Source organism: Ferruginibacter paludis (genome assembly GCF_030409685.1).
Lineage (GTDB): Bacteria > Bacteroidota > Bacteroidia > Chitinophagales > Chitinophagaceae > Ferruginibacter > Ferruginibacter paludis.
The window spans coordinates 230318-253076 of record NZ_JAUFQJ010000004.1 but is presented as its reverse complement, the minus strand read 5'-3'; the positions used below and the strand labels follow the sequence as shown (position 1 = coordinate 253076).

General features: G+C 40.6%; 19 protein-coding genes. 6 read left to right on the top strand and 13 right to left on the bottom strand.

Annotated features, from left to right (window positions below; translation table 11 throughout):
• Positions 1 to 94: 94 nt before the first annotated feature.
• Entirely contained in the window at positions 95 to 613 is a 519-nt protein-coding gene (locus QWZ08_RS06800) for a DinB family protein (RefSeq protein WP_290336520.1), read from the bottom strand.
• A gap of 554 nt (positions 614 to 1167) precedes the next feature.
• On the opposite strand from QWZ08_RS06800, the gene QWZ08_RS06795 reads away from it, so the two are divergent.
• From QWZ08_RS06795 to QWZ08_RS06785, 3 genes are all read left to right on the top strand, one after another.
• Complete coding sequence (locus tag QWZ08_RS06795) at positions 1168 to 1614, top strand: hypothetical protein (RefSeq protein ID WP_290336519.1); 447 nt, start codon at positions 1168 to 1170, stop codon at positions 1612 to 1614.
• A 148-nt stretch (positions 1615 to 1762) separates the two neighbouring features.
• Positions 1763 to 2233 (top strand): nucleoside deaminase, encoded by a 471-nt coding sequence (locus tag QWZ08_RS06790; protein ID WP_290336518.1) that lies wholly within the window; start codon positions 1763 to 1765, stop codon positions 2231 to 2233.
• 161 nt (positions 2234 to 2394) lie between these two features.
• Complete coding sequence (locus QWZ08_RS06785; protein WP_290336517.1) at positions 2395 to 4122, top strand: FAD/NAD(P)-binding protein; 1728 nt, start codon at positions 2395 to 2397, stop codon at positions 4120 to 4122.
• 341 nt (positions 4123 to 4463) lie between these two features.
• On the opposite strand, the gene QWZ08_RS06780 is transcribed toward QWZ08_RS06785, so the two are convergent.
• The 10 genes from QWZ08_RS06780 to QWZ08_RS06735 form a co-directional block, all read right to left on the bottom strand.
• Positions 4464 to 5750, bottom strand: coding sequence for a sensor histidine kinase (locus tag QWZ08_RS06780; protein WP_290336516.1), 1287 nt, complete (start codon positions 5748 to 5750; stop codon positions 4464 to 4466).
• Positions 5747 to 6772 carry an ATP-binding protein gene (locus QWZ08_RS06775; protein WP_290336514.1) on the bottom strand — a complete coding sequence of 342 codons (1026 nt, stop codon included), beginning with the start codon at positions 6770 to 6772 and terminating at the stop codon, positions 5747 to 5749. The genes QWZ08_RS06780 and QWZ08_RS06775 overlap by 4 nt, the downstream gene beginning before the upstream one ends.
• A complete protein-coding gene (locus QWZ08_RS06770) occupies positions 6765 to 7178 on the bottom strand; it encodes an anti-sigma regulatory factor (RefSeq protein WP_290336513.1) in 414 nt (137 codons plus the stop codon). Before QWZ08_RS06770 ends, QWZ08_RS06775 begins: the two co-directional genes overlap by 8 nt.
• Complete coding sequence (locus QWZ08_RS06765) at positions 7165 to 7563, bottom strand: STAS domain-containing protein (RefSeq protein ID WP_290336512.1); 399 nt, start codon at positions 7561 to 7563, stop codon at positions 7165 to 7167. The genes QWZ08_RS06770 and QWZ08_RS06765 overlap by 14 nt, the downstream gene beginning before the upstream one ends.
• Positions 7564 to 7566: 3 nt before the next feature.
• Entirely contained in the window at positions 7567 to 8427 is an 861-nt protein-coding gene (locus QWZ08_RS06760) for an STAS domain-containing protein (protein ID WP_290336510.1), read from the bottom strand.
• Between the two features lie 227 nt (positions 8428 to 8654).
• Positions 8655 to 8786, bottom strand: a complete 132-nt coding sequence (locus tag QWZ08_RS06755) for a hypothetical protein (protein WP_290336509.1) — start codon at positions 8784 to 8786, stop codon at positions 8655 to 8657.
• 79 nt (positions 8787 to 8865) lie between these two features.
• Positions 8866 to 9432, bottom strand: coding sequence for a PAS domain-containing protein (locus QWZ08_RS06750; RefSeq protein ID WP_290336508.1), 567 nt, complete (start codon positions 9430 to 9432; stop codon positions 8866 to 8868).
• A gap of 618 nt (positions 9433 to 10050) precedes the next feature.
• Complete coding sequence (locus QWZ08_RS06745) at positions 10051 to 11844, bottom strand: hybrid sensor histidine kinase/response regulator (RefSeq protein WP_290336507.1); 1794 nt, start codon at positions 11842 to 11844, stop codon at positions 10051 to 10053.
• Between the two features lie 10 nt (positions 11845 to 11854).
• Entirely contained in the window at positions 11855 to 12298 is a 444-nt protein-coding gene (locus tag QWZ08_RS06740) for a response regulator (RefSeq protein ID WP_290336506.1), read from the bottom strand.
• Positions 12299 to 12324: 26 nt separating this feature from the next.
• Positions 12325 to 15063, bottom strand: a complete 2739-nt coding sequence (locus tag QWZ08_RS06735; protein WP_290336505.1) for a PAS domain-containing sensor histidine kinase — start codon at positions 15061 to 15063, stop codon at positions 12325 to 12327.
• Between the two features lie 1041 nt (positions 15064 to 16104).
• On the opposite strand from QWZ08_RS06735, the gene QWZ08_RS06730 reads away from it, so the two are divergent.
• Positions 16105 to 17565, top strand: coding sequence for a hybrid sensor histidine kinase/response regulator (locus QWZ08_RS06730; RefSeq protein ID WP_290336504.1), 1461 nt, complete (start codon positions 16105 to 16107; stop codon positions 17563 to 17565).
• Positions 17566 to 17879: 314 nt separating this feature from the next.
• Here the strand turns inward: QWZ08_RS06730 and QWZ08_RS28330 are convergent, their stop codons facing one another.
• Positions 17880 to 18254 (bottom strand): four-helix bundle copper-binding protein, encoded by a 375-nt coding sequence (locus tag QWZ08_RS28330; RefSeq protein WP_494337710.1) that lies wholly within the window; start codon positions 18252 to 18254, stop codon positions 17880 to 17882.
• A gap of 961 nt (positions 18255 to 19215) precedes the next feature.
• Here QWZ08_RS28330 and QWZ08_RS06725 point away from each other — a divergent pair.
• Together QWZ08_RS06725 and QWZ08_RS06720 are read left to right on the top strand one after the other, a co-directional pair.
• Positions 19216 to 19362, top strand: a complete 147-nt coding sequence (locus tag QWZ08_RS06725) for a hypothetical protein (RefSeq protein WP_290336503.1) — start codon at positions 19216 to 19218, stop codon at positions 19360 to 19362.
• Between the two features lie 643 nt (positions 19363 to 20005).
• Entirely contained in the window at positions 20006 to 22417 is a 2412-nt protein-coding gene (locus QWZ08_RS06720; protein ID WP_290336502.1) for a glycoside hydrolase family 2 TIM barrel-domain containing protein, read from the top strand.
• A gap of 91 nt (positions 22418 to 22508) precedes the next feature.
• Here QWZ08_RS06720 and QWZ08_RS06715 read toward each other — a convergent pair whose 3' ends face one another.
• The gene (locus QWZ08_RS06715; protein WP_290336501.1) at positions 22509 to 22715 is read right to left on the bottom strand and encodes a hypothetical protein; all 207 of its coding nucleotides are present in this window, start codon (positions 22713 to 22715) and stop codon (positions 22509 to 22511) included.
• Positions 22716 to 22759: the final 44 nt, after the last annotated feature.

Genomic DNA, 22759 nt, shown 5'->3' with positions numbered 1-22759 from the left:
ACCACAATTAATAGTATAGCTGTTAATCGCAATTATAAAGATGCCGCAATTGTTATAAGCAGCTGCGGCATATCAGGCAATGCAAAAAATAAGTTTAATTCATTTGTGCCATCATCGCCTGGCTTTCTTCGTATGTAGGGCCATACAAACCAGGAATGGTATTGCCGGTAGCCCTTAAATGCGCCACCAGTTCTCCACGGTGATGGTAAAGATGATTGAATAAGAAACTTCTTACCACTGCTGCTCTGGGCATTGGTGGCATAATATCTTTTCCGCCCATTTGCATGTGCCACACGTTCATCAAAGTAGCTTCATCCGCGCCCTCCAGCACCTTTCTTGCAACTGCCAAATTTTCTTCAAATTTGTCTACAATATTGGATGCCTTGCTGATATCTCCCTTGTCATACTTGTAAGAGCCCATATCAAAAACATCCTGGTTAAAAGTACCATCAAACCAGTTGTACACTTCTGCAATGTGCGATGCTAACTGGCCTACCGACCATAGATGCGGCTGTGGTTTATAATTCAGTGCAGCATCAGGAATGGCCTGCAATAATTTACGGGTGTTCTCAGCTTCCTGCTCAAATTCACCCAACAAAGCTTGTTTAATCATGGTTGTATGTTTTAGGTATTAAATATACAAAATTGCTTTTTTCCTTTTCATTATTTCTATATGAAGAATTGCCTGTTTGGCGGTAGTAATTTATGAGGTTTACAAATACAGATTTCCCACCTGATCTGTAGGTTTTACTGAAGTAGGCGTTGCGCCCCTATGGTCCACACAGTCTGCTGAAATGAGTTCTGTTTGGCTAAATGGTGTAAGGTAGACTATTGCCCGGGCTATGCAACGAACACGTTATCAATGATAATACACCCGCAGCCGGGCTGCTGCCATCCTTTACAAAGTGCAGAAGTAAGCAATGGGCTATTGGATAAGTCTTCCTTTGCAGCGTCAGCCAGGGCAAAAGAGCACTTTGAATGGTTCCATTGCTATCCTCTTCCGCCAATTAAGCGTTGATGGTAATCAATTGTTGCGTCGCCTGAAAAGATGAAATATCATATGGCCAGCACCATTGACAGCCCTGTTTATTTTAACAAGTTGTAATGAAACTTAGCCTCCTGATTGCCGTCTCATTGCGGTAATCATTCATCTTAAAAACATTAGCCATGAAAAAGATTTTCACCTATTCAATTGTAGCTGCTTTGGCTGCCATTTTATTTACAAGTTGTACAAAAGACAGAATACACAATGACAGTTCCTACTGGCTTTCACAGGAGAGCGGCAATGTAGTGTATAGCAATAACTCATGCGGGTACTATGCGGTAGAAACACAGTATGGATACACCATTATACAAAACCTGGATGCATTCAGGACCTATGAAGGAGATGTGATGTTTGGCAACTTTGGCGGTATTGGTACCAGGGATTTCTACAATCATACTGCAAACGTAGTTACCAGGGGAACCGTGATGGAATATGATCTTACTTATAATGAAGCCCTTGCTGCATTGGATTATTATTGTCCTGTAGCTGGAGCAAATGGATTCAGGATGTTGCAGAGTGCAACTGCACAATCTAAAATTAAAAGAACCGCAACTACGGTACAACAATAGAACTGGTTACTGATTGGGTACACCCTGAAAATTGCAGATGCGGTTCTCGTGAATAACATGCTGATATCAAAGTGATCGTATTGATATACCGGATAAACATAGGGTTATTCCTGCGATAATATGGCACAGAATTGTCAGGTAAGTAAGCATGACAGTAACCAACGATCAGAAAAGATTTATGCAAATGGCCATTGACCTCTCCGAGCAGGCAGTTGACAGTAAAAAAGGAGGACCATTTGGTGCAGTAATCATTAGGGAAGGTAAGATTATAGGTAGCTCCGGCAATCACGTGCTGCAACTGACAGACCCCACAGCCCATGCAGAAATAATGGCAATAAGAGATGCCTGTGAAAATATGGGGACGACTGATTTGTCCGGATGTGAAATTTATTCCTCGGCGGAGCCATGCCCTATGTGTACTGCAGCAGTTTACTGGGCAGGATTAAAAAAAATATATTTCAGTAATACGGAAGAAGAATCGCTGGACTATGGTTTTGTGGATAAGGAAATATTGGAAGAGTTGAGAAAGCCCCCCGGTAAAAGAAAAATAAAAGCCAGCCGGATTGCCAATCCATCTGCCTTAAAAGTTTTTGATAAGGCACTTAAACAAAACGGATAGAAGTTGTGTAATATTGAATAATGCCTGGGCCAATGAAGTCGCCCGGGCATATTGGCAACCGGATAAAGATATCCTGTTCAAAAATTTTGGCACTTTCTATCGCGAAATGGTTGTTTCCTCCTGCTTCAACAAAAGAATTTTGAAATACACAATGTACAGTTATGAAACGGATTGGTATTGTTGGCGGTGGGCCTGCCGCATTATTTTTATACAAACGGATTATTGAAAACTCAGGTGCTCCCGTATACGTAGCTATTTTCGAAAAAAAAGATCGGCTGGGTACCGGTATGCCTTACAGCAGGGAAGGGGCTGGTAAGGAGCATGTTACCAATGTATCCGGTAACGAAATCCCACAACTTGTAACGAGCATAAGTGACTGGATAAATAATTGTCCGCCCCAACTGCTGCAGGAATTTGATATGGATCCTGCTATGTTCAATGAATTTAAGGTGTTGCCCCGGCTGCTGTTTGGAGAATACCTGGCAGCACAATTTAAACTGCTGCAACATGCAGCAAAGCAGGCTGGTATTAAAACAAAAATGTATTACAATACCGTGGTAGCAGACATAGTATACGACGCTGGTAGCTCCGAGACAACCGTGTTTACAGCTACTGGCAGCAAGTATGAATTTGACGATGTGGTGATTTGTACAGGGCACTGCTGGCCAAAGCAATATGAGCACTCCATCCGTCGGTGGTATGATTCTCCCTATCCGCCGGCCAAGCTGCAGCAGCCGGTTAATTTTCCTGTAGCCATTAAGGGCGCTTCTCTGACTGCTATTGATGCCATTCGTACCCTGGCAAGGCAAAACGGTACATTTAGCAAACAGGATAATGGAATGTATACATACTCTGTAAATAAAGCAAGTGAAGGGTTCAGCCTGGCACTCCATTCTATTAAAGGCCTGCTGCCGGGTATTCGTTTTCATTTGGATGATACCCACTTATCCCAGGGAAGAGCACTAACACCAGGCCAGATCAATAGTATAAAAGATAAACACAATGGCTTTGTGCCACTTGACTATATTTTCGAACAGCATTTTAAGCAGCCGCTCCGTGAAAAGAATGCGGCATTTTTTGAACGGATAGCAGGCATGAACCTGGAAGAATTTGTAGAAGCGATGATGGCGATGAGGGAAGCATTGGATCCCTTCACACTGTTTAAAGCCGAGTACCGCGAAGCCGAAAAATCTATTCGCAATCAACAGTCAGTATACTGGAAGGAGATGCTGGCCGAGCTCAGTTACGAAATGAATTATCCGGCTAAACATTTTTCCGCGGAAGACATGCTGCGCCTTAAAAAAGTCCTGATGCCACTGATAGCTATCGTAATCGCATTTGTGCCTCAAAGTTCAGCCAGGGAACTCATTGCATTGCACGAGGCAGGTGTACTGCGTATTGTGCCTGTGGAGGCTGACAGTGAAGTTGTACCAGTACAGGAAGGAGGGTGCCTTTACAGGTATACCGATGAAGCAGGGGAGCAGCGGCAGATGTACTATAAGATGTTTATTAATGCGGTCGGGCAGCCCGCTTTTATGTTCAGCGATTTTCCTTTTCCCTCGCTGGCAACTGCCGCCATCATTAGCCCGGCACAATTAAAATTTCAGTCGGTAGAAAGTGCCCGGGCACAAATTGAGCAGGGCAACTTAAATATTGTAAGGCTTACGCCGCATGATCATTACCTGCAGGTACCTGGTATCAATATCAACGATCACTTCCAGGTAGTGAATAAGTTTGGCGAGGTAACGGCCAGTCTTTATATCATGGCAGTACCGTATATAGCCGGTCTCAATCCCGATTACTCAGGGCTGGACTTTTGTGAAACAGCTTCTGAACGTATTGCACAGGCAATGTTTATAAAGGATTCCGCAGAACATGCCGCGGCTTAGGCGACATATATCGACAGCCATTGTAATTACTGCCGGGTAACACAAGTGTGTACATTAAAACACCTTGCAACTGTTACTATCTCTCCTTTGTTCGTGTATCTGCTGACTAATATGTTCAGCAATTAATCTAAAAGTACACAGATCATTTTGTAAAGGCAGGCTGGCTACCTGTAAATTGATTGAAACACACTTTACTTACAACGGCAACGCCTTGCCGGATACTACAGGACGGCTGAGTTAAAAAGGACCCTGTCGTGCCAGAGCGATAAACAGTTTTATTTAGGTTGGTTAGGAACCCAGGGTTGAAAGAAAGCAACCCATCACGGAGTAACAGTGAGACTTTACTCCATTTGCAACTCGTATTCCTTAAGAAAAAAATAGAAGGTAGTACCCTTGCCAGGCAAGCTTTCTACTTGTATTTTACCGCCGTTTTTTTCCACCATATTTTTAACAATATAGAGCCCGATTCCATGCCCTTCTTTAGTAGTTGTAAACCTGGTAAACGGTGTAAACAGCTTATCTCCGTTCCTTACAAGATCAATACCCTCCCCATTATCCATAAAAGTAAGTAAGATATAGTTGTCCCTTTTTGATGTGGCGATTGTTATATCTAAAGGTCGCTCACATGAACAGTATTTTACGGCATTGCTTAACAGGTTGGAAAATATACTGGAAATGTATCCCTGCACGTAACAGATTTCTTTTACCTGTTTAAAATCAGTAATCAAATTAATTGCGTCAATGCCATAGTGCTTTTTAATAGGTTCGATGATGTCCCCGAGTTCTTCTTCAAATACTATCTTTTGTGTCGCCTGTTTTCCCTTGCTCTGAAATTCGAGGATATTGATGAGACCATTAATTGTTTTCTCCAGTTTTTTTTCAGCCCTTGCAACCACATCAATAATTTCGTCCTGCAAAACGAGGTTTTTATTTTCCTTTAATAAGCTCACAGAAAGCTTTAAACTAGTCAGTGGAGTCTTCAGTTCATGTGATACCGAATAGGTAAATTGCTGAAGGTATGCATTGCGTGTTTCCAGGCTTACATTGAGTTCTTTGATCTGATCTATCTGCTGATCTACTTTCATTTTTTCAACCTTCAGCTCTTCAGTCAGCTGAATCAATTGCTCGTTTCGATTTTTCAATTCTTCATAAGCTGATACAACCGGTTCATTTTTTAAATGCAAAATCCAGCCTTTGATAATCAAATTATTTATAGGCACTGCATTGGCGTGAATATATTTTTCAAGGACCACCGTTGTGCCATTGGCCGAACTATTGATCTTAAAACCGTCAGAAAGTTTGCGTGCAAATACAATACCCAGCCCGCGGCCTTTGTACAACTGGGGATCCCGCAGTAAAATACTATCCAGCCCCTTTATGCCCGTACCTTCATCTTTAATAATCACTTCCAGCTTATACTCATCGCCGGTTTTTACAAGGTTGTAGGTTATTTTGCCTGCCTTTCCATACATGAGACAGTTGCGGCAAATTTCTGAAACAGCAGTAGCAAACCTTGTTTGTTCAGCCAGACTTATACCAACAAATTTACAAATCTGCATTGCCCTTCGATGGGTAAGTACCAGATCCATTTCATTATTAATATCAATTACTGAAATTGCTGTTGTCATACACTGCTATGTTTTTGCCGGATCACACCTATTGTGACATCATCATTGCCTCTTTTATTGTCTTTGTATAGTGCAGCTGCTACTATGGACCCATCACAAAATAAAATTTGCGGGTATTTTTGAATATCCCATCTTGTGTTGATTCCATCGCTGTGCAGCACCAGTACATCCTGTTTCTCCCATTTATAAACATGGTTATTCATCGTGTTGGGTATGGAATGACCAATAATACCATTATAGGAAATAAAGGATTTGGTTTTACCTGATACAACTTTTGAAGAAATATTACCTACCCCGCAGTAGGTCATTTCGCAGGTACTAAAATCCACTTGCGTAATATTAATCACGGCGCCCCTTGTTTTTCTTATCGCGGCATCTATTGCTATTAACGCATCATCAGGTGCCATTTTTTGATTTGCTCTGAAAGACTCAATGGCTTTTACCGATGCCTCCTGGGCATGTATACCATGGCCCAGGCCATCTGCTATAATAAACTTCAGCACACTGCCTTTTAATATTACATCCCAACGATCTCCGCAAGCTATTTCGCCTGGCTTGGAAACCATCAGCACCTTAACATCTATTTTTTTCGTGTTTACTACTGCCGGCTTTACCAGAAATAACCGGGATAATACAATAGTGCCCCAACCTTTTAACGTATACAAATCAAATTCATCTGACAGCCTTTTGATGGCACCCAATCCCTGGCCGAGTGTTTTGGTAGTCGATATGCCATCCTGCATCATTTTCAGCGGTACACTCATGCCCGGACCTGAGTCAATACAAATCAATTCTATTCCGGTATATTCAGTTTCGTCTTTAATTTTCTTTATGAGTATTTCGCCACCACCTGTAGTGTGTTTCACCAGGTTACTGGTTAACTCGGCAACAATTATTTCCAGTTCACCCAGTCTGTTGCCTGCAAAGCCAACCAGCTTCGCTATCTTTTTTATTTCGGACCGTACATAAGCCTGGTACGTTCTGTTGGGCATTGTAACGCAACTATGCGGAGATTCAACCATTCTTCCATTTTGTGATACTTATTGTAGTGCCTTTTCCTTTTACAGTTTTAACGTCAAAAATATTTACGAGCCTTTTGGCTCCGGGAAGGCCGAGCCCGAGGGATTTGCCGGTAGTATATCCATCTGTCATAGCCTTATCAATATCCGCTATACCGGGACCATTGTCTATAAAGGTTAGCCTTATACCGGTCTGAAGTGCAGAAATGGTTACTATTTCGCAGATCACTTTTCCTTCTTTTGCGTAAATAAGCATGTTACGTACCAACTCGCTGGCAGCGGTAAGTAATTTAGTTTTGTTGACAAGCCCCATTTTAATTTTTTCTGCATATTCATTTACCCTGTTGCGGAAAAAAACCACATCCTGTTCTCTTTTTATTGCAATGGTTTCTTTGTTAAGTGTTATCATCCGTGTCGTCAGCAATTACGGTACTGTCAAGAAATAATTTTTCCTGCAAAAGGGTCATTCCTTTTTCTACATTCAACGCAGTATGCACACCGCTTAATGGCAAGCCTAATTCTATCAGCGTAATGGCAACGGCCGGTTGCATACCAACCACAACGGTGTGTGCATCCAGTATTTTCGACATTTGTGCAATATTCCCCAATATCCTTCCCATAAATGAGTCAACGATATTCACTGCAGAAATATCTATCAACACGCCTTTTGAGGAATGTTTATTAATCATATTTACTAAATCGCTTTCCAGGTTCAAGGCTAAACGATCATATAAGTCTACCTGTATGGTTACTAAAAGGTAGTCGCCCATTTTTAAAATAGGTATCTTGTCCATTTATTAAAATTTAGGCTTTTCTACAGTTTTTCTTACTTCCAGTTTCAGCATCATAAACGCACTGCGCAGTGCATGGGCCAGCGAGGCTTTGGTGTTGATGTTAGCTAAATCTATTCCAAGGTGTACAATGGTTTGCGCAATTTCCGGGCGTATTCCACTAATGATGCACTCTGCGCCCATCAACCTGGTTGCACTCACTGTTTTAATTAAATGCTGGGCCACCAGAGAATCAACTGCCGGCACACCCGATATATCCAATATAGCAATTGTGCTTTCTGTTTCTACAATTTTCATCAGTAAATTTTCCATCACTACCTGTGTGCGTGCACTATCCAAAGTGCCGATGATCGGCAGGGCTAAAATTCCATCCCACACCCGTATTACCGGCGTGGAAATTTCAGAAATCTCACTGGTCTGCCGTAAAATAACTTCCTCCCTGCTGCTGATAAAAGTTTCAAATGTTAGTATGGCCAGGGCGTCTATCAGTTTATTTATTTTTTGCGAATCAGCATAAGGCACCAGGCTGTCTTTAAATTCTTTTTCCAGCACGCTCAAGAAGGCCTCTTTTAAACCGAAAACAAACACGCCTGTTTCACGTGGTGTATATCCTTGCATAGCCCGGGAAGTGCTAATCTCTGTCAATATTTCGGCCGCCTTTTCAAACTCCGGAGACTCCGTGTTTTGAGAATCCTCCTTTTTTAAAATGGAAATGACGGAATGTAAAAATTCTTCTGATTGCTTTCTTATTTCCTGGTTGGAAAGGAGTTCTTCTTTTAAACCATCATCCTGAAGCTGTATATTGATCCAGGATTCCAACACTGTTTTACTTTTTTTCTGTAGCAGTTGACCAATAGATAACGCCATAATTTTATTTTGCTTTGATTTGTAATTAGTATGAAATTATATCTTTTCTGTTATTTTGTTTAAAACTTTTTTCGGGATATTATTTAACAGTAACAATATGTTCCCGGCGTTGGCAGGGCTGGCTCTGAAAGCAGGCCGCTCCGGTTATATCATTACCAATCCTACTTTGTCAATCCATTACTGGGTCTGCGTAATGGTCAATGATTAATTGTCTGCGTTTTTCCGTTTTAAAAATAGTTGAGTTCCCTCTGCCTGATGGCGCATCTTGTTACTGGTGAACGTCCGGTAATGTTCATCCATCGCTGACTAAAAAAAGTCATGCTGCCATCTGCATCGGCATTGGATATTTTTTGAGGCATAGCGTTAGTAAGCAGCCGGAATTTATTTAGCTTTCTTCCATTTTCTTGCTTGCCATTGCCTGTTATCCATTCCCTTTCCCTATATTTTTTTTACCCGGTCGTTAGCGAGTACGATAATCTTGTCTTTACCTTTTAACACTGCGAATGCAAATTGCGATTTCATCAGCATCATGTTATAGCGCTTTTCACTTTCTACCAAATGTTTTAATGCATTTTTTTTTATTGCCAGTTCTGCAGCCAACGCTTTTCTTTGTGTAACATCCACTACATGCTGAACAATGTATTTTACTTCATTTAACTCATTAAAAACAGGCGAATGAATGAGGCTCCAATATTTAACTATAAAACCACCACCCTGTGATGCAGGTTTGGGAATATCATATTTTATAACACCTATACTATCTGTTGTTTTATTGTGCATTACCCATTGTAAAGAAGAAAAAATGCTATTTACTCCATTGGCAGTTATATCAGCAGGATTATCGGGAAACACACTGAAAAGATTTTGCCCGGTTATATTTTCCCTGGTTGTAGCAGTATTGTTTAAATAAGCATTGGATGCTGCTATGATATTAAAGGCTGTGTCAACTACTGCCATCAAATCTGAAGACTGCTCAAAAAATGCTTTAAAATCGTAGCGTTCCATTTGCTGTTAATATTAGCCCTTTGTCCCGTCCTGAAATAGCGATACACAAAAAAACATCGTTATGTCAGATCAGTCAAGTTATGTAAAGCGAACTCAGGGGGATTACAGTCTTTCCTTAAAATTTCAAATTGTCCAGCAAATTGAACAGGGGAAATTATCTGCCACCACGAGCTCAGTGGAAGGATAATTCCTGCCTGCCATCATTGTCTTAAATCAAAATGCAGATGCCTGCCTTTGGGCATTGTCACGCCATGCGGGGCCGGGCTTTGTTTCTTGTTTGTTAACCGGAGACAAATTAAGAGGAGATGGAAAATTTAATCACCTGGTAACGGGCCGTACCGCTGCTGTGTGAACTATCTTTTTAGTTTTTCCGGCTTTGCCAGCGACTACAACTATGGGTGATAAGGAAAATAAACACTTCCTAAATGCTGGTCAATGAATTCAGGGTAGCAACATAATGAGCATGGTGACCTTCATTTATGATTGTACAATCATTCATTTTGAGTAGGGCTGCAGGGCGCTATTGCAGAATCGAAGAGTGGAGGCCAGTAACCGGCGAACCAAGGGAGATACGGGTAAATGGTATGATAACAATGCACGGGATCCGCATACAAATTTTTAATACGGCATCTTGATATGAACTCTGCAACCTTTGCCCGGGCTGCTGTTAATTGATAGCTTTCCACTGAAGCATTCTGTCCTGTAAATGATATTTGAAATGCCAATACCTTGTCTCTTTATTTTTTTATTGAACCCTTTTCCATCATCGGCAACCGTTATTGAAATAAACCCGCCCGTTGCCATAATGCTTACGTGAATGCTTTTAGCCTCCGCATATTTACTGGCATTGTTTAAGAGTTCCTGTATTATCCGGTAGATATTAAGTTGCAAATCATGTGGTATAAGGCCCTCTTCAACGGCATAGGTGAAACTGGTAAGGATGCCAGTATTTTGGCCCAGCTTATACAGCACATCCTGTATCTGTTCCTTAAAATCTATACCCTTCTGCGGGGAAACTAATTGCTGGCAAAGCTGGCGTATTTCTTCGATGGAAAGATCTATCAGCTGCATGGGGTATTTTATTAACTCTTTTACTCCATCATCTTTTTTACCAGCACTGCCGAGGTACAATTTGCAACCCGCCAATATTTGGTTTACATTATCATGCAGTTCGCGGGCAATAAAATTCCGCTCCTTTTCCTGGCCTTTTAAAACTGCCCGAACAATTTTCTTTTGTTCCTGTGTTCTTTGATTCAGTATTTTATTTTCCAGCAACTTTACACTTTCTTCTGCCTGTTTGCGTTCGGTTATATCCTGTAATATGCCAAATACCCGGTATGGTTTACCCCAGGTATCAAAGTCGAACCTCCACTCAATATGCCCATATCTTTTTTTGCCATTTTGCAATTTAAACCGGAAATCAATTTTGCCATCGGTAAAACGTTGTAATGCCTCTGTTAATATTTTTGCTCCACCACCATTGTCAGAACGCATAAAGGATAACAAAATTTTGGTAGAAGGTTGCACTTCAAATTTGTGCAAATCGAATATCCTGTACAATTCATCAGACCAGGTATGTATATTTTGAATTAGGTCAATTTCCCAATTGGCAATATGGGCTATTGCCTGGGCCTCGATTAATCTTATTTCACTTAGTCGTAATGCTTCTTCTGCTTTTTTTCTGTCGGTTATATCCTGCGTGATGGCAAGGTATTGATAGGGGTGCGCCCTGTCATTTAAAAAAGGAACGATGTGGGTATCCACCCAGTAGATGCTGTCATCTTTTGCCTTGTTGCAAAATTCCCCGGTCCAACTTTTGCCCTTACTAATATGTGCCCATAAGTCTTTAATATAAGTCGCAGGATGGAAGCCGGAGTTGATGATGCGGTGATCCTGGCCGATCAACTCTTCTGCGTTGTATTTTGAAATCCGGCAAAAGTTTTCATTTGCATATAAAATGATTCCTTTTTGATCGGTAATTGCTACAATCGCTGATTTATCCAGGGCATATTTATAATCCGTTATTTCTTTTGTTGCTCTTTTTTGAAATAACGCTGCTCTGATAGCGGCTGGCAACCTGGTCATCCGATCTTTTAAAATATAATCATCTGCTCCCTGTTTGATGATGCCCGCAGCAAATTCTTCCGAAACAGCCCCGGTAACCATTATAAAAGGTATGCCGGGTAATTTTTGCCTGGCAATGTTTAAAGCGTCTGATGAATTGAATTGAGGGATAGAATGATCTGACAGGATAACTTCGGGAGCAAAGGCATCCAGTGCATGCAGGAAGTTATCTTTATCCATCGCAAGGCAAAATTCACAATCCAATTTTTCTTTTTTCAACAACCGCTGAATAATTTCTGCATCATCAGGATTGTCTTCCAGCATTAATACTTTTAGGTTCGTTTTCATGGTACATTTTTTAGACCGGTGGTTGATTTAATAAAAGCCAGTAAAATCCCAGGTTTTTAATTGCTTCTGCAAAACCCTCGAAGTTTACAGGCTTAACTATGTAGCTGTTGGCCCCCAATGCATAGCATTTTTGTATATCAGGGTCTTCCTTTGAAGAGGTGAGCATTACCACGGGAATCGTCCTGGTGCGTGGATCTGATTTTACTTTTAGCAATACCTCCTGGCCATTTATTTTAGGCATTTGTATATCAAGCAATACCAGTTTTGGCAGTTTGTCAATAGCACGGCCTTTGTAATTACCGGTACAAAAAATAAAGTCCAATGCTTCTTCCCCATCAGTAACGTGTACCAAATTATTGGCCAGGTTATGCTTTTTTAACTGCCTGACGGTAAGTTCAGCATCATTCATGTTGTCTTCAATTAAAAGAATATCTACAATAGCGTTTTGATTCATACAGTGAAGTTTGTTTACTTGAAAATTCAATTCCTTTCCATGGCGGGCAACGAAAAATAAAAACAGGCTCCTTCTCCGGGCTTTCCTTCTGCCCATACTTTACCTCCATGTTTGCTTATTATTCTTTGTACAATAGCCAGGCCCACACCCGTGCCTTCAAAATCGGCAGCACTGTGCAGCCGCTGAAAAACCTTAAACAATTTATCGCTGTATTTTTCATCAAAGCCAACCCCGTTATCCTTAACATAAAATATGGTCTCGTTAACACCGGCTGCTGTTCCAATCTCTATAATGGGCTGCTGCTGTTTGTAAGAATATTTTATAGCGTTAGACAGCAGGTTAATCCAAACCTGCCTGATGGTAGTTGGATCTGCAGCCGCATCGGGCAGCGGTTCAATTATCCAGTTGATGTGCCTGCCGCTGTTCTTTGTGCCGATGTCTGCAATAATGTCTTGTACCAGTTGAGCGGTACGCAGTTTGGTTTTTACAATTTGCTGACGACCAAGCCGTGAAAAACTAAGCAGGTCATCAATCAATATCCCCATTTTGGTGGTATTGTTTTTTATAACGCTTGTGATACGGCGGGCTTCATCATTCAGTTTGCTGCTGTAATCTTCTTCCAGGATACTGGTAAAGCCAATAATGGCACGCAAAGGCGCCCGCAGGTCGTGTGAAACGGAATAAGAAAATGCCTCCAGTTCTTCGTTTGTTTTTCTTAATTGTTCCGTACGGCTGATTACTTTTTCTTCCAGTTCAATATTCAGGGTTTTTATTTTTTCTTCCGTATTTTTTCGCTCGGTTACATCCCAGTTAAAACCAGTCATACGTACCGCATTTCCATCAATATCTCTTTCAATAATTCCGGAGGCGTTTATATAATGAACAGATGTATCAGGCCATACAATTCTGAATTCAGGGTTATAATCTTTTTTATTTGCAAGGGCAAGTTGTATATCGTTATCAACCCGTTGCCTGTCTTCGGCATGCACTCTTGAGGTCCACCCGTCATAAACCGCTGTAAATTCATTTTCGGTGAGATTATAAAGTCGGTACATTGCTTCATCCCATGTAAGCTTGTTATTTTTTATATCCCAATCCCATAGTCCTAATTGTGCGCTCTGTGTTGCCAGGTGCAAGCGCTCATTCAATCTTCCTCGCTCTATTTCTGCCTTTTTGCGTCCGTCAATATCCTGGAAACTACCGTATACCCTTATGCACTTTCCATCTGCAAATTCAGTTTCACCTATGGACCGTATCCAGCGTTCGTTGTTTTTGGCAGTAATGATTTTAAGCTCTACATCCCATGGTTTGCCCAATTCAATAGCCTCCTTTACTTTTTGTGAAATTAAATCCCGGTCAGGCCCTTCTTTATAAAATTTGATTCCATTTTGTAAATCGGGCATGTAATCATACCCCGTTTCATGAATTTCCCTGGTGATATCACTCCAGAAAACGGTCCTCTTGATCATATTGATCTCCCAACCACCTATTCTTGCAAGCACATTTGCTTTGTTTAACAGGCGCTCCAACTCAACTCTTTCAGTTACTTCCTTTGAATTAAAAACCAGGCCATTCACATTATTACCTGGCAATAGTTTGGTAACGGTTCCTTCCAGCCATATATAATGACCATTTTTATGCAGGTACCGGAACAGGTAAGGTTGTGGTTTGCCAGGGTTGTTAAGTGCTGCAGAAACAATGCTGCTTACTTTTTCCCTGTCGTCGATATGGATATGGCTTGTTTCACCGATACTATCTATTTCCTCATCCGTCCAGCCGGTAATACGTGAAGAAGAGGGGCTTCTGTAAATTAATTTTAATGAGTCGTTGTTGAGTGAGATAATGTCATGATTATTTTCCAGTAAAGCACGAAACCTGTTTTCTGTTTTTTCTATTTCTGCTGTTCGTTCAGTTACCCGTTTTTCCAGTTCTTCATTTAACCTGTTTAAAGCATCCTGCGTCTTTTTTCGTTCGGTAATATCCCTCGTTACTTTTGCGTATCCATAAAATTGATTATCCTCGTCAAATAAAGTGGTAAAAACCACGTCCGCCCAAAACAGGGTACCATCCTTCCGTACCCGCCATCCTTCAGATTCATACTTGCCATTTAGTAACGCATACTGCAGGTTTCTCCCGGGCTCATTCTGTCGCACTTGTTCGGATGTATAAAACACATCAATCGGTTGCCCGATTATTTCTGCTGCTGTATAGCCCTTAATACTTTCAGCTCCGCTGTTCCAGCTGGCCACCCTGCCTTCGGTGTCCAGCATAAAAATGGCATAATCTTTCACACCGCCTACCAGCAATTCATAATCCTTTCTGCTTTTTTTAAGTGCCAGTTCCGTTTTTTTACGTTCTTCTATTTCTGCTTCCAGGGCCGATTGAGATCTCAGTGAAAATATGACGGGTAAATACTTTACCACGTAAAAAACAGTAAGCCAGCTAATAGCCCCGGTAATAAACCGAACCAGGGCGCTTAAGCGATAAACCGGAATCCAGAATATTACAGCGTCCAAAAAATGGGTGGCGCCGCAAGCCAGTATAAATGCTGCAAATAAAAAGTATAGCCTTGCAAACCGGATGTTTTTTTTTCGGGAGATATACCTGATGATAACAATGGGGAGGGCAAAATAAGCAGACCATATCATCAGGTCGCTAATAATATACAGCCAGCCGTGAAACTCAGTCCACTTGCCGCAGTGCCAGCGGGGCGGCCAGTCACTGCTGTCAAAAAGGTTTGTAAAAAAATCTACAATCTGTTGCATACACAATACAGATTTTTCAGTTGAGGATATAAAATTTTAAGCGACTAAGACTAAAAATCAATAAAATTTCTATAAAATAATGCAAACAAAGGTTGACTGATTCTTTTTTGAGCTTTATATCCTGGCTTTTAATTGGTAAGCACTTATCAACAGGGTTAATGACCAGCTCGTATGTTATGAGAATAACTTCCCCGCCTTACCAAGGCTTTTTCTTAAAATGATATATAAATGGTCTCTCTGGCATGTCAGGCAATTAACGGTTAAATCACTTTCTCGTCTTTTCGCTTCAACAAAAATTCAGTAGAATTGTTTCATTTGTCCGGGTGGAAAAAAATCCGAATCCACAAACTTCCAATTGGTTTTATGAAGCTGAATTGTAAAAGTAAAAATCGGTAATAATAAAACTAAATCAACTTTTTTATTGAGTTATTTTTCAAATTGGTTTATGAAGCAACATAATTGTTGCAACGAACAATACAGGGTTAAAAGCAAACAGGCATATGATAGTATGGTGTTATTTTACTTTTAAAAAAAATCTCAATACACAACGGGCATTAAAAGTTAACTCTTGATATCCTCGTTTATATTGATCCGATAACCTGGCAAGAGAACATATTATGACTCAAAAATAATTATTAATGACCTTAGGCAACAGCGTTAGAAAAATTTGGCTATCCAAAGATCTCACACAAAGTGAACTTGCTATCATTTGCAATTTCGGAAAATCAACAATGTCGAAAATTGAAGCAGGGCAGGTGAATACTTCGTATATTACATTTCACAGGATAAGTGAAGGAATGGATATCCATATATGCAGACGGACTCTGATCATTAAGTACCCCGGATTGCAGACGTCATTCCTGGCACATTTTGTGGGTTTCATTTCGTGTGCCTGTCAACGGGGAAATACGCTATGGTGCCAGTTCGGCATGAGCCTTTTATCCCGAAGCCATTGGAACCGGAATCATCTTAGTCCCCGATCTTTTAATTGCTTACCATCGGCCGGTGGGCCACTTGTACAAATAATAATTAGCCTGATAAATGATTAATAAAATAAAAATCCTTCACCTGGAGGATAACCCGGAAGATGCTGAATTGATTGCCAGAGAATTAAAGAAAGCGGAAATGGGGGCAGAAATAGTTGTTGTTGACAACAAATCAAAGTTTGAACTGGCGCTGCAAAATTTTACACAGGATATTATTCTTTCGGATCATTCCCTTGGTTCATTTGATTCCCACCAGGCACTCAGCATGGTAAAACAAATGGGCATTACGGTTCCCTTTATTTTGATTACTTCAGCAATGTCAGATGAGTTCGCCGTAAATGTTATGAAACAAGGGGCGCATGACTACATCATCAAGGACCGTTTGCAACGGCTGCCTTCAGCCATTATCAATTCAATTAATAAGCATCATTTAGAAAAAGAGCAACAGGCTTTACAGGAAAGATTATTTTTTCACATTGAAAATACACCGCTTGGATTTATTGAATGGGATAACAGGGGTTTTGCAAAAAAATGGTCAACAAGGGCTGAAGAAATTTTTGGCTGGAGTGAGCAGGAATTTATTGAAAGGCAGGAAGAAAGGTTCAGCCTGGTTTACAGTAAAGACTTAAGCAAGGTAAATGCATTGTTTGACCAGATGCTTAGCAGTAACATTGTAAGAAACACATTTCAGATCAGAAATATTACCAAAGAGGGCAGGGTTATATGGTGTGAATGGTTTAATTCGGTTTTAAAAGATGAGGAACAAAATGTAAAAACAATCATGTCCCTGGTACAGGACATTACTGAACAAAAAGAATTAGAGTTGCAAAAAGACAACCTGCTTACAATGGTAAGTCATGAATTGAATACACCGCTGACAACTATAAAAGGTTATGGACAGATGGCAGAGAACATGCTTCAGTCAAAAGGTGATAAAGAAACGTTGCATTTAATAAAAAGGATGGAAACACATGTGAATAGCCTGACTGTACTTGTGAAACGCCTGCTTGACTTTAATGAAACGAAAAACGGCAAATTATTATATAACAAAATCTTCACTGACTTCAATGCACTAGTAAAGGACGTTGTTGATGACTTGCAGATGACGACTTCCACGCATGTAATAGAAACTAATTTTGATAACACAGCGATCATTTTTGCAGATAAAGATAAATTATGCCAGGTACTTACGAACCTGGTATCAAATGCTGTAAAATACTCACCCCAGGCTGATAGAATCGTTATTAACACTACACTGGAAAACGATGGAGTTCAGTTGTCTGTTAAGGATTTTGGTATAGGTATTTTATTGAAAGACGATAATAAGATTTTTGAACAATTTTACCGGGTAAGTGCTGACCAGTCTACATTCCCCGGCATGGGGATTGGGCTGTACATTTGCTCAGAAATAATAAAGGGACACGGTGGTAAAATATGGTATACCAGTAACATTGGAGAAGGCTCCACCTTTTATTGCTGGCTGCCACTTAATGATCAAAATGTAAACACAGTTTAACCAGGCAGGTTAACTGGTTTCGGATTACAACGGTGTTAACGTGAAGCGATGGATCTGTGCGCAGGATGTCTTCTGCGATTGCAGACTTTGCCGCGGGCATTTGTTTAAGAATTTGGCAGCTTAATTTTGCAAGGCCAAAGTTGATCAATACGACCTCTTGTCAGGGTTTTTATATCAAACAAGTTTTTTGAGGACATCAACCAACGATACCATAAGGCCTGTAGTAAGCAATTCAAGGGGTAAAAATTGGATGAACCAGGTGAGCCCATAAATAAGTATGTGCTGCTTTGGATTAACAGCACATACTTTCATGACTAATTTAATGTAACCGTACCATGATGATGTGCGTGGCAGGCCTCGGCACATCTCAGGCATTCTTCAGCGCATTTTTTGCAATGCTCGTGTTCATGCATTCCGCACTCTTCGGCACAGTGCCGGCAAATTATTTCACAGAAAGCTAAGAAGTCATGTGAAAATTCGCTTTGCCTGATGAGCAGCCTCGCGGCCAGGGAGCAAATTTCTGCACAATCCCGGTCAAGTTCTATGCAATACGCCATAGGAGTTACATCCGGTTCATCAAGACATGATGCGCCGCAGATTTCGCATGCTGTCGCACACGCTAAAAGTTGATTAATAAGCGCTTCATGCTTATGCCCGGTGTGATGGTGTGATGGTTGTTCGTGTTCCATACTTTAATTTTTTAGTAAACTATTAATTGTTGATACAGGTACAGACACAAAAAGCTATCCAAATATGGAATTTTGCTATTTACTTACTTTGTAAGTGCAACAGTCTATCAGGACGTTGCCGCAGATACAATCCAATAGTTGCAGTCTGTTAATGGGGAAAACAGCTATTATCGAAGTCCAGCGCTTACTTTTAAAATGTGTTATGTTTAATAGCATTACACATTTTAAATCCAACCCATTATCTTCTCAAGCAAACAGCATAGCCTGAACGTTACTTCTTATTGGATACAATCACAACGACATGGGGATGAACCGTGATGAGAAAGGAGCACTAGAAATCCATGTTGGACAGACAGAGGTGCTTCAAGTGCAGCACCTTAGCCACTGGCCGTTGTACATCTTGTTAAGGCAACCTCGTCCGTTGGCCTCACTATCAAATTTTTTATTCAGGCCGCATTGTTTTGCGTTACATGAGCCGGGGCAGTCCCGCTACCTGGTACCCTTTGGTAATGGCTGGCTTCGCTTAACCAGGAATACCGGATTGAGGGGCTTATACCAACCAAAGGAGCAGGTGATTTTTATTTTTTTTAAACTATCTGAATGTTTAAATGTAATGGAGTATGCAAAACCTTTTCAATAAAGTGCTAACTCGATTATATATAGTTTCAACCTTACCAAAATTTAAAACAACAACATGCTAAACAAATTTTTAAAATTTGAATTTGCCATCTTAATTCTTTCTGTAGTAATAATATTTATCTCAGAGTATTATTATATCGTTTTGAACAATCATGACCGGGCTATTTTTATTGGGTTGTGGCCACCAACCATGATATCCTTATTGGCTTACTTAAATTCTAAAAAAAGCAAATAATGGAAAACCTAGATTTAATTATATTGACAATTTTGGTTTCGGGTTCATTTTTCGGATTAGGTTTGTCCATATTTAAAACCGAAAAAAATGCCAGGAAAAACAATCCGTAATTTCGTCCTTCCTGCCTGTCACAACATTTTAAAAGAATGCCAGTCGCATAGCCTGGAACGTTGGGTAATTTTGAATTACTTTTTGCAGCAGTTTATTACTGCGGCGTTCTTTTCAATTGAATAACTCAATTGAATAATACTTCCCAAATTCCATGTGCTTTGTATTTGCATTTGTTGATAGCTGGTTAAGGCGGTTATTTATCCCTGGAGTATGCTACCACTATAGCTCAAAAAAGTATAGTTCAACAAGGTCAGCATTTGAATTGCTTTTTAAAGCGTGAACAACAAACCCTGCCACCATAATGAGGCAATAATCAACTGCAGAAACATCAGCGCCCGCCCAGCCTTTGTTGCTTTACCTCGCTGTGTTTAAGATCCCGGGAAGATCATATTAAAAGGTGCCGTTGGCGATTGACAAAAAATAAATCAATACGCCCATATGGCAAAATAACGACGTCTTTGTCGATTTACGATTTGTTTTCTAACTGTCAAAACCATTCTACAAATTCAGCAAGCGATTTATGGGGCTTGAAGGGTTTGTCTTCAAAGTCATTGTTTATTGTTGTCTGTATAGTTAGCTGGCAGAAAACGTTAGTGAAAAAAATAGGGCTATTTTTAACAGCCCTATTTTTTTTCATTGCTAATAATTTTCATTGCCAAAAATGCAATCAATTTTTTTTTAAGTTAGCCTAAATTGTGCAGGACAATAATTTTGTATTTGTCAAACGGGTATTATTTATCTTTCCAAATAAGTTAAAAGAATGAAAATGAAACAAAAAAAATATGTATTGGTTTTTTTGTTGTTGCTCCTGCAGGTTACTTCAATGACGTTTGCACAGGGCTTTGGAGATCGGGTGCTTTTTAATGACCGCTGGTCTTTTCATTTGGGCGATATTCAATTTGGTGGAATAGAGCAGCTTGATCTTTCAGGCTGGCGGGTGCTGGATCTTCCGCACGACTGGAGTGTTGAAGGTATTGCCAGTACAAAAAATGCAAGCTGTACGGGGTTTTTGCCGGGAGGCATTGCCTGGTACAGAAAAAGTTTTGATATGCCGGTCGAACGAAAAGGTCAGCAGGTGTATATTTATTTTGGTGGTGTATATAACAACAGCGAAGTTTTTATCAATGGAATCAATGTGGGTAAAAGACCCAATGGATATATTTCGTTTATGTACGACCTTACTCCGTATCTTAAATTCGGGGCAAAAAATACAATCGCTGTAAGGGTGAATCATAGTGAAGATGCAGACTCCAGGTGGTACACCGGGTCGGGAATTTATCGCGATGTGTATATGGTGTATGCCCAACCGGTACATATTGATTTGTGGGGCGTGTATTATACTACTAAGCAAACCGGAGCAACTGCAAGTATACAAATAGAAACCAGTGTTATCAACACCAATAGCAAGGATGGTGCTATCGTTCCGCTTGTGGTAAAGCAGGAGCTGTTTGATGCAACGGGGAAAAAAATAACATCAACCATTTCTAAATCAAAGGTTACAGATAAAAATAAAATAAGCCAGGGTCTGCATTTTTCGAACCCGGTGTTATGGACATTGGATGCACCTTATCTGTATACGCTTACAACAACCCTTCTTTCAGGAAAAGATACCCTTGATAAAACCAGTACAAAGGTCGGTATGCGTACCATTTCTTTTGATGCCAACAAAGGTTTCGCTTTAAACGGAGTCAGTGAAAAATTAAAAGGCGTATGCATTCATCATGATGCGGGCGCCCTCGGGTCGGCAGTGCCCAAAGAGGTCTGGCGGAGACGGTTCAGTATTTTAAAGGACATGGGTTGCAATGCTATCCGAATGTCACACAATCCGCAGGCGACTGACTTGTATGATTTGTGTGATGAGCTGGGGCTGCTGGTGATTGATGAAGCATTTGATGAATGGGAGTATCCCAAACATAAATGGATTACGGGGTGGAATGACGGAGAACCCGGATTGCAGGGCAGTTCTACCTATTTTAAGGAATGGAGTGCCCGGGATTTGAGTGATATGGTATGCCGCGACAGGAATCATCCTTCTATCATTATGTGGAGTATCGGGAATGAAATTGACTATCCGCAGGATCCTTATTCGCATCCTATTTTAAACCAGGCTGGTATTCGCCAGAAACATAAAGCGGGCCATATCATTTCACAGCCGAGGGCAGAGAATATGGGATACATCGCGAAAGACCTGGTATCAATCATCAAAAAGTTTGACAGATCAAGACCAACTACTGCTGCACTGGCCGCACCGGTAATGTCGAACGAAACCGATTATCCGAAGGCACTGGATGTGGTTGGGTATAATTATACAGAAAGCAGCTATGAAAAAGATCATACAATGTATCCTGACAGAATCTTTTACGGAAGCGAAAACGGAACCAGTTTAGAAGCATGGAAAGCGGTTACAGAAAATGATTACATCCTCGGCCAGTTTTTATGGACAGGATATGATTTTCTTGGCGAAGCAGGAAGCTGGCCTTCAAGAGGATCAACTGCAGGTCAAATTGATTTAGCCGGGAATATAAAACCAAGGGGTTATTTCAGAAAAGCGTTGTGGTCAACCTCACCCACTGCATATGCAGGCACCTATCCTTATCGTGCAGAAGAAAAACCTTCCATGAACGCCCCTGCTCTATGGAATTATAAAGAGGGGGAAAAAATCAGGGTGGTTTGTTATACCAATTGCGAAGAGGCTGAACTGCTTTTAAATGGCAACAGAATAGGCGATAGAAAGCCCTACGATAAGGCAACCGGAATTATTTTCTGGGATATCCCTTTTAGTGCAGGCAAATTAGAAGTGCTTGCATTTAATAAGGGGATTCAAAAGGCGGCTTCCATTATTGAAACTGTTGGCAAGCCAGCATATATTGCTGCGGAAGCGGATAAAAAAAGTTTTACAACAAAAGGAGAAGTCGCTCATGTAATGGTAACTATCAAAGACAAAGATGGGCGCACAGTACCTTTCGCCGACACTGAACTTCTTTTCCAGGTTTCAGATAACGCTATTTTGTTAGGCACCGAAAACGCATCTGGTGTACTTCCGGATAATTTTAAGGACAATATTCAAAGATGCAAGAACGGCAAAGTGCTGTTGTATATCAGGTCGGTTGATCCTTCAAAACCTGTGCATATCAATATCTCTGCCCCGCTGTTTGAGGAATTGATTGTTACACTATGATGTATTGGACAGTATTTTTTAACCCTGGTATTACACATTGTGTGGTAATGGAATTACCTGTCTGGTTTACAGCATGCAAAGGAGATTGAGATTAACAAAGGGAAAAGATGGCCCATGTAAGCGTTGTGTTTGAGTTGACACCTGAAAAAGGACAGTCTTGCATTGGCTGATGAAGAAGTGATTGCTGCCGTTTATACCAGCACCTTTCAACAAAACGTGTTGCTGCCCGGTTAACGGCAATCGCTTTGCTGTTGGTGATAACCTGCCTTCCCGTTAAGGGCGATAATATAGTTTGCATCCTGTCTTTATTTTATTTATTTTAGAATACCAATTCTGTCATTA

Bases quoted from the DNA above. Each gene is read 5' to 3' on its own strand.
- QWZ08_RS06795 (WP_290336519.1), top strand. From the start codon at position 1,168: ATGAAAAAGATTTTCACCTATTCAATTGTAGCTGCTTTGGCTGCCATT.
- QWZ08_RS06740 (WP_290336506.1), bottom strand. From the start codon at position 12,298: ATGAATCAAAACGCTATTGTAGATATTCTTTTAATTGAAGACAACATG.
- QWZ08_RS06760 (WP_290336510.1), bottom strand. From the start codon at position 8,427: ATGGCGTTATCTATTGGTCAACTGCTACAGAAAAAAAGTAAAACAGTG.
- QWZ08_RS06790 (WP_290336518.1), top strand. From the start codon at position 1,763: ATGACAGTAACCAACGATCAGAAAAGATTTATGCAAATGGCCATTGAC.
- QWZ08_RS06730 (WP_290336504.1), top strand. From the start codon at position 16,105: ATGATTAATAAAATAAAAATCCTTCACCTGGAGGATAACCCGGAAGAT.
- QWZ08_RS06785 (WP_290336517.1), top strand. From the start codon at position 2,395: ATGAAACGGATTGGTATTGTTGGCGGTGGGCCTGCCGCATTATTTTTA.
- QWZ08_RS06745 (WP_290336507.1), bottom strand. From the start codon at position 11,844: ATGAAAACGAACCTAAAAGTATTAATGCTGGAAGACAATCCTGATGAT.
- QWZ08_RS06800 (WP_290336520.1), bottom strand. From the start codon at position 613: ATGATTAAACAAGCTTTGTTGGGTGAATTTGAGCAGGAAGCTGAGAAC.
- QWZ08_RS06780 (WP_290336516.1), bottom strand. From the start codon at position 5,750: ATGACAACAGCAATTTCAGTAATTGATATTAATAATGAAATGGATCTG.
- QWZ08_RS06720 (WP_290336502.1), top strand. From the start codon at position 20,006: ATGAAACAAAAAAAATATGTATTGGTTTTTTTGTTGTTGCTCCTGCAG.
- QWZ08_RS06755 (WP_290336509.1), bottom strand. From the start codon at position 8,786: ATGCCTCAAAAAATATCCAATGCCGATGCAGATGGCAGCATGACTTTT.
- QWZ08_RS06765 (WP_290336512.1), bottom strand. From the start codon at position 7,563: ATGGACAAGATACCTATTTTAAAAATGGGCGACTACCTTTTAGTAACC.
- QWZ08_RS28330 (WP_494337710.1), bottom strand. From the start codon at position 18,254: ATGGAACACGAACAACCATCACACCATCACACCGGGCATAAGCATGAA.
- QWZ08_RS06775 (WP_290336514.1), bottom strand. From the start codon at position 6,772: ATGGTTGAATCTCCGCATAGTTGCGTTACAATGCCCAACAGAACGTAC.
- QWZ08_RS06725 (WP_290336503.1), top strand. From the start codon at position 19,216: ATGCCAGGAAAAACAATCCGTAATTTCGTCCTTCCTGCCTGTCACAAC.
- QWZ08_RS06770 (WP_290336513.1), bottom strand. From the start codon at position 7,178: ATGATAACACTTAACAAAGAAACCATTGCAATAAAAAGAGAACAGGAT.
- QWZ08_RS06750 (WP_290336508.1), bottom strand. From the start codon at position 9,432: ATGGAACGCTACGATTTTAAAGCATTTTTTGAGCAGTCTTCAGATTTG.
- QWZ08_RS06735 (WP_290336505.1), bottom strand. From the start codon at position 15,063: ATGCAACAGATTGTAGATTTTTTTACAAACCTTTTTGACAGCAGTGAC.
- QWZ08_RS06715 (WP_290336501.1), bottom strand. From the start codon at position 22,715: ATGCAAACTATATTATCGCCCTTAACGGGAAGGCAGGTTATCACCAAC.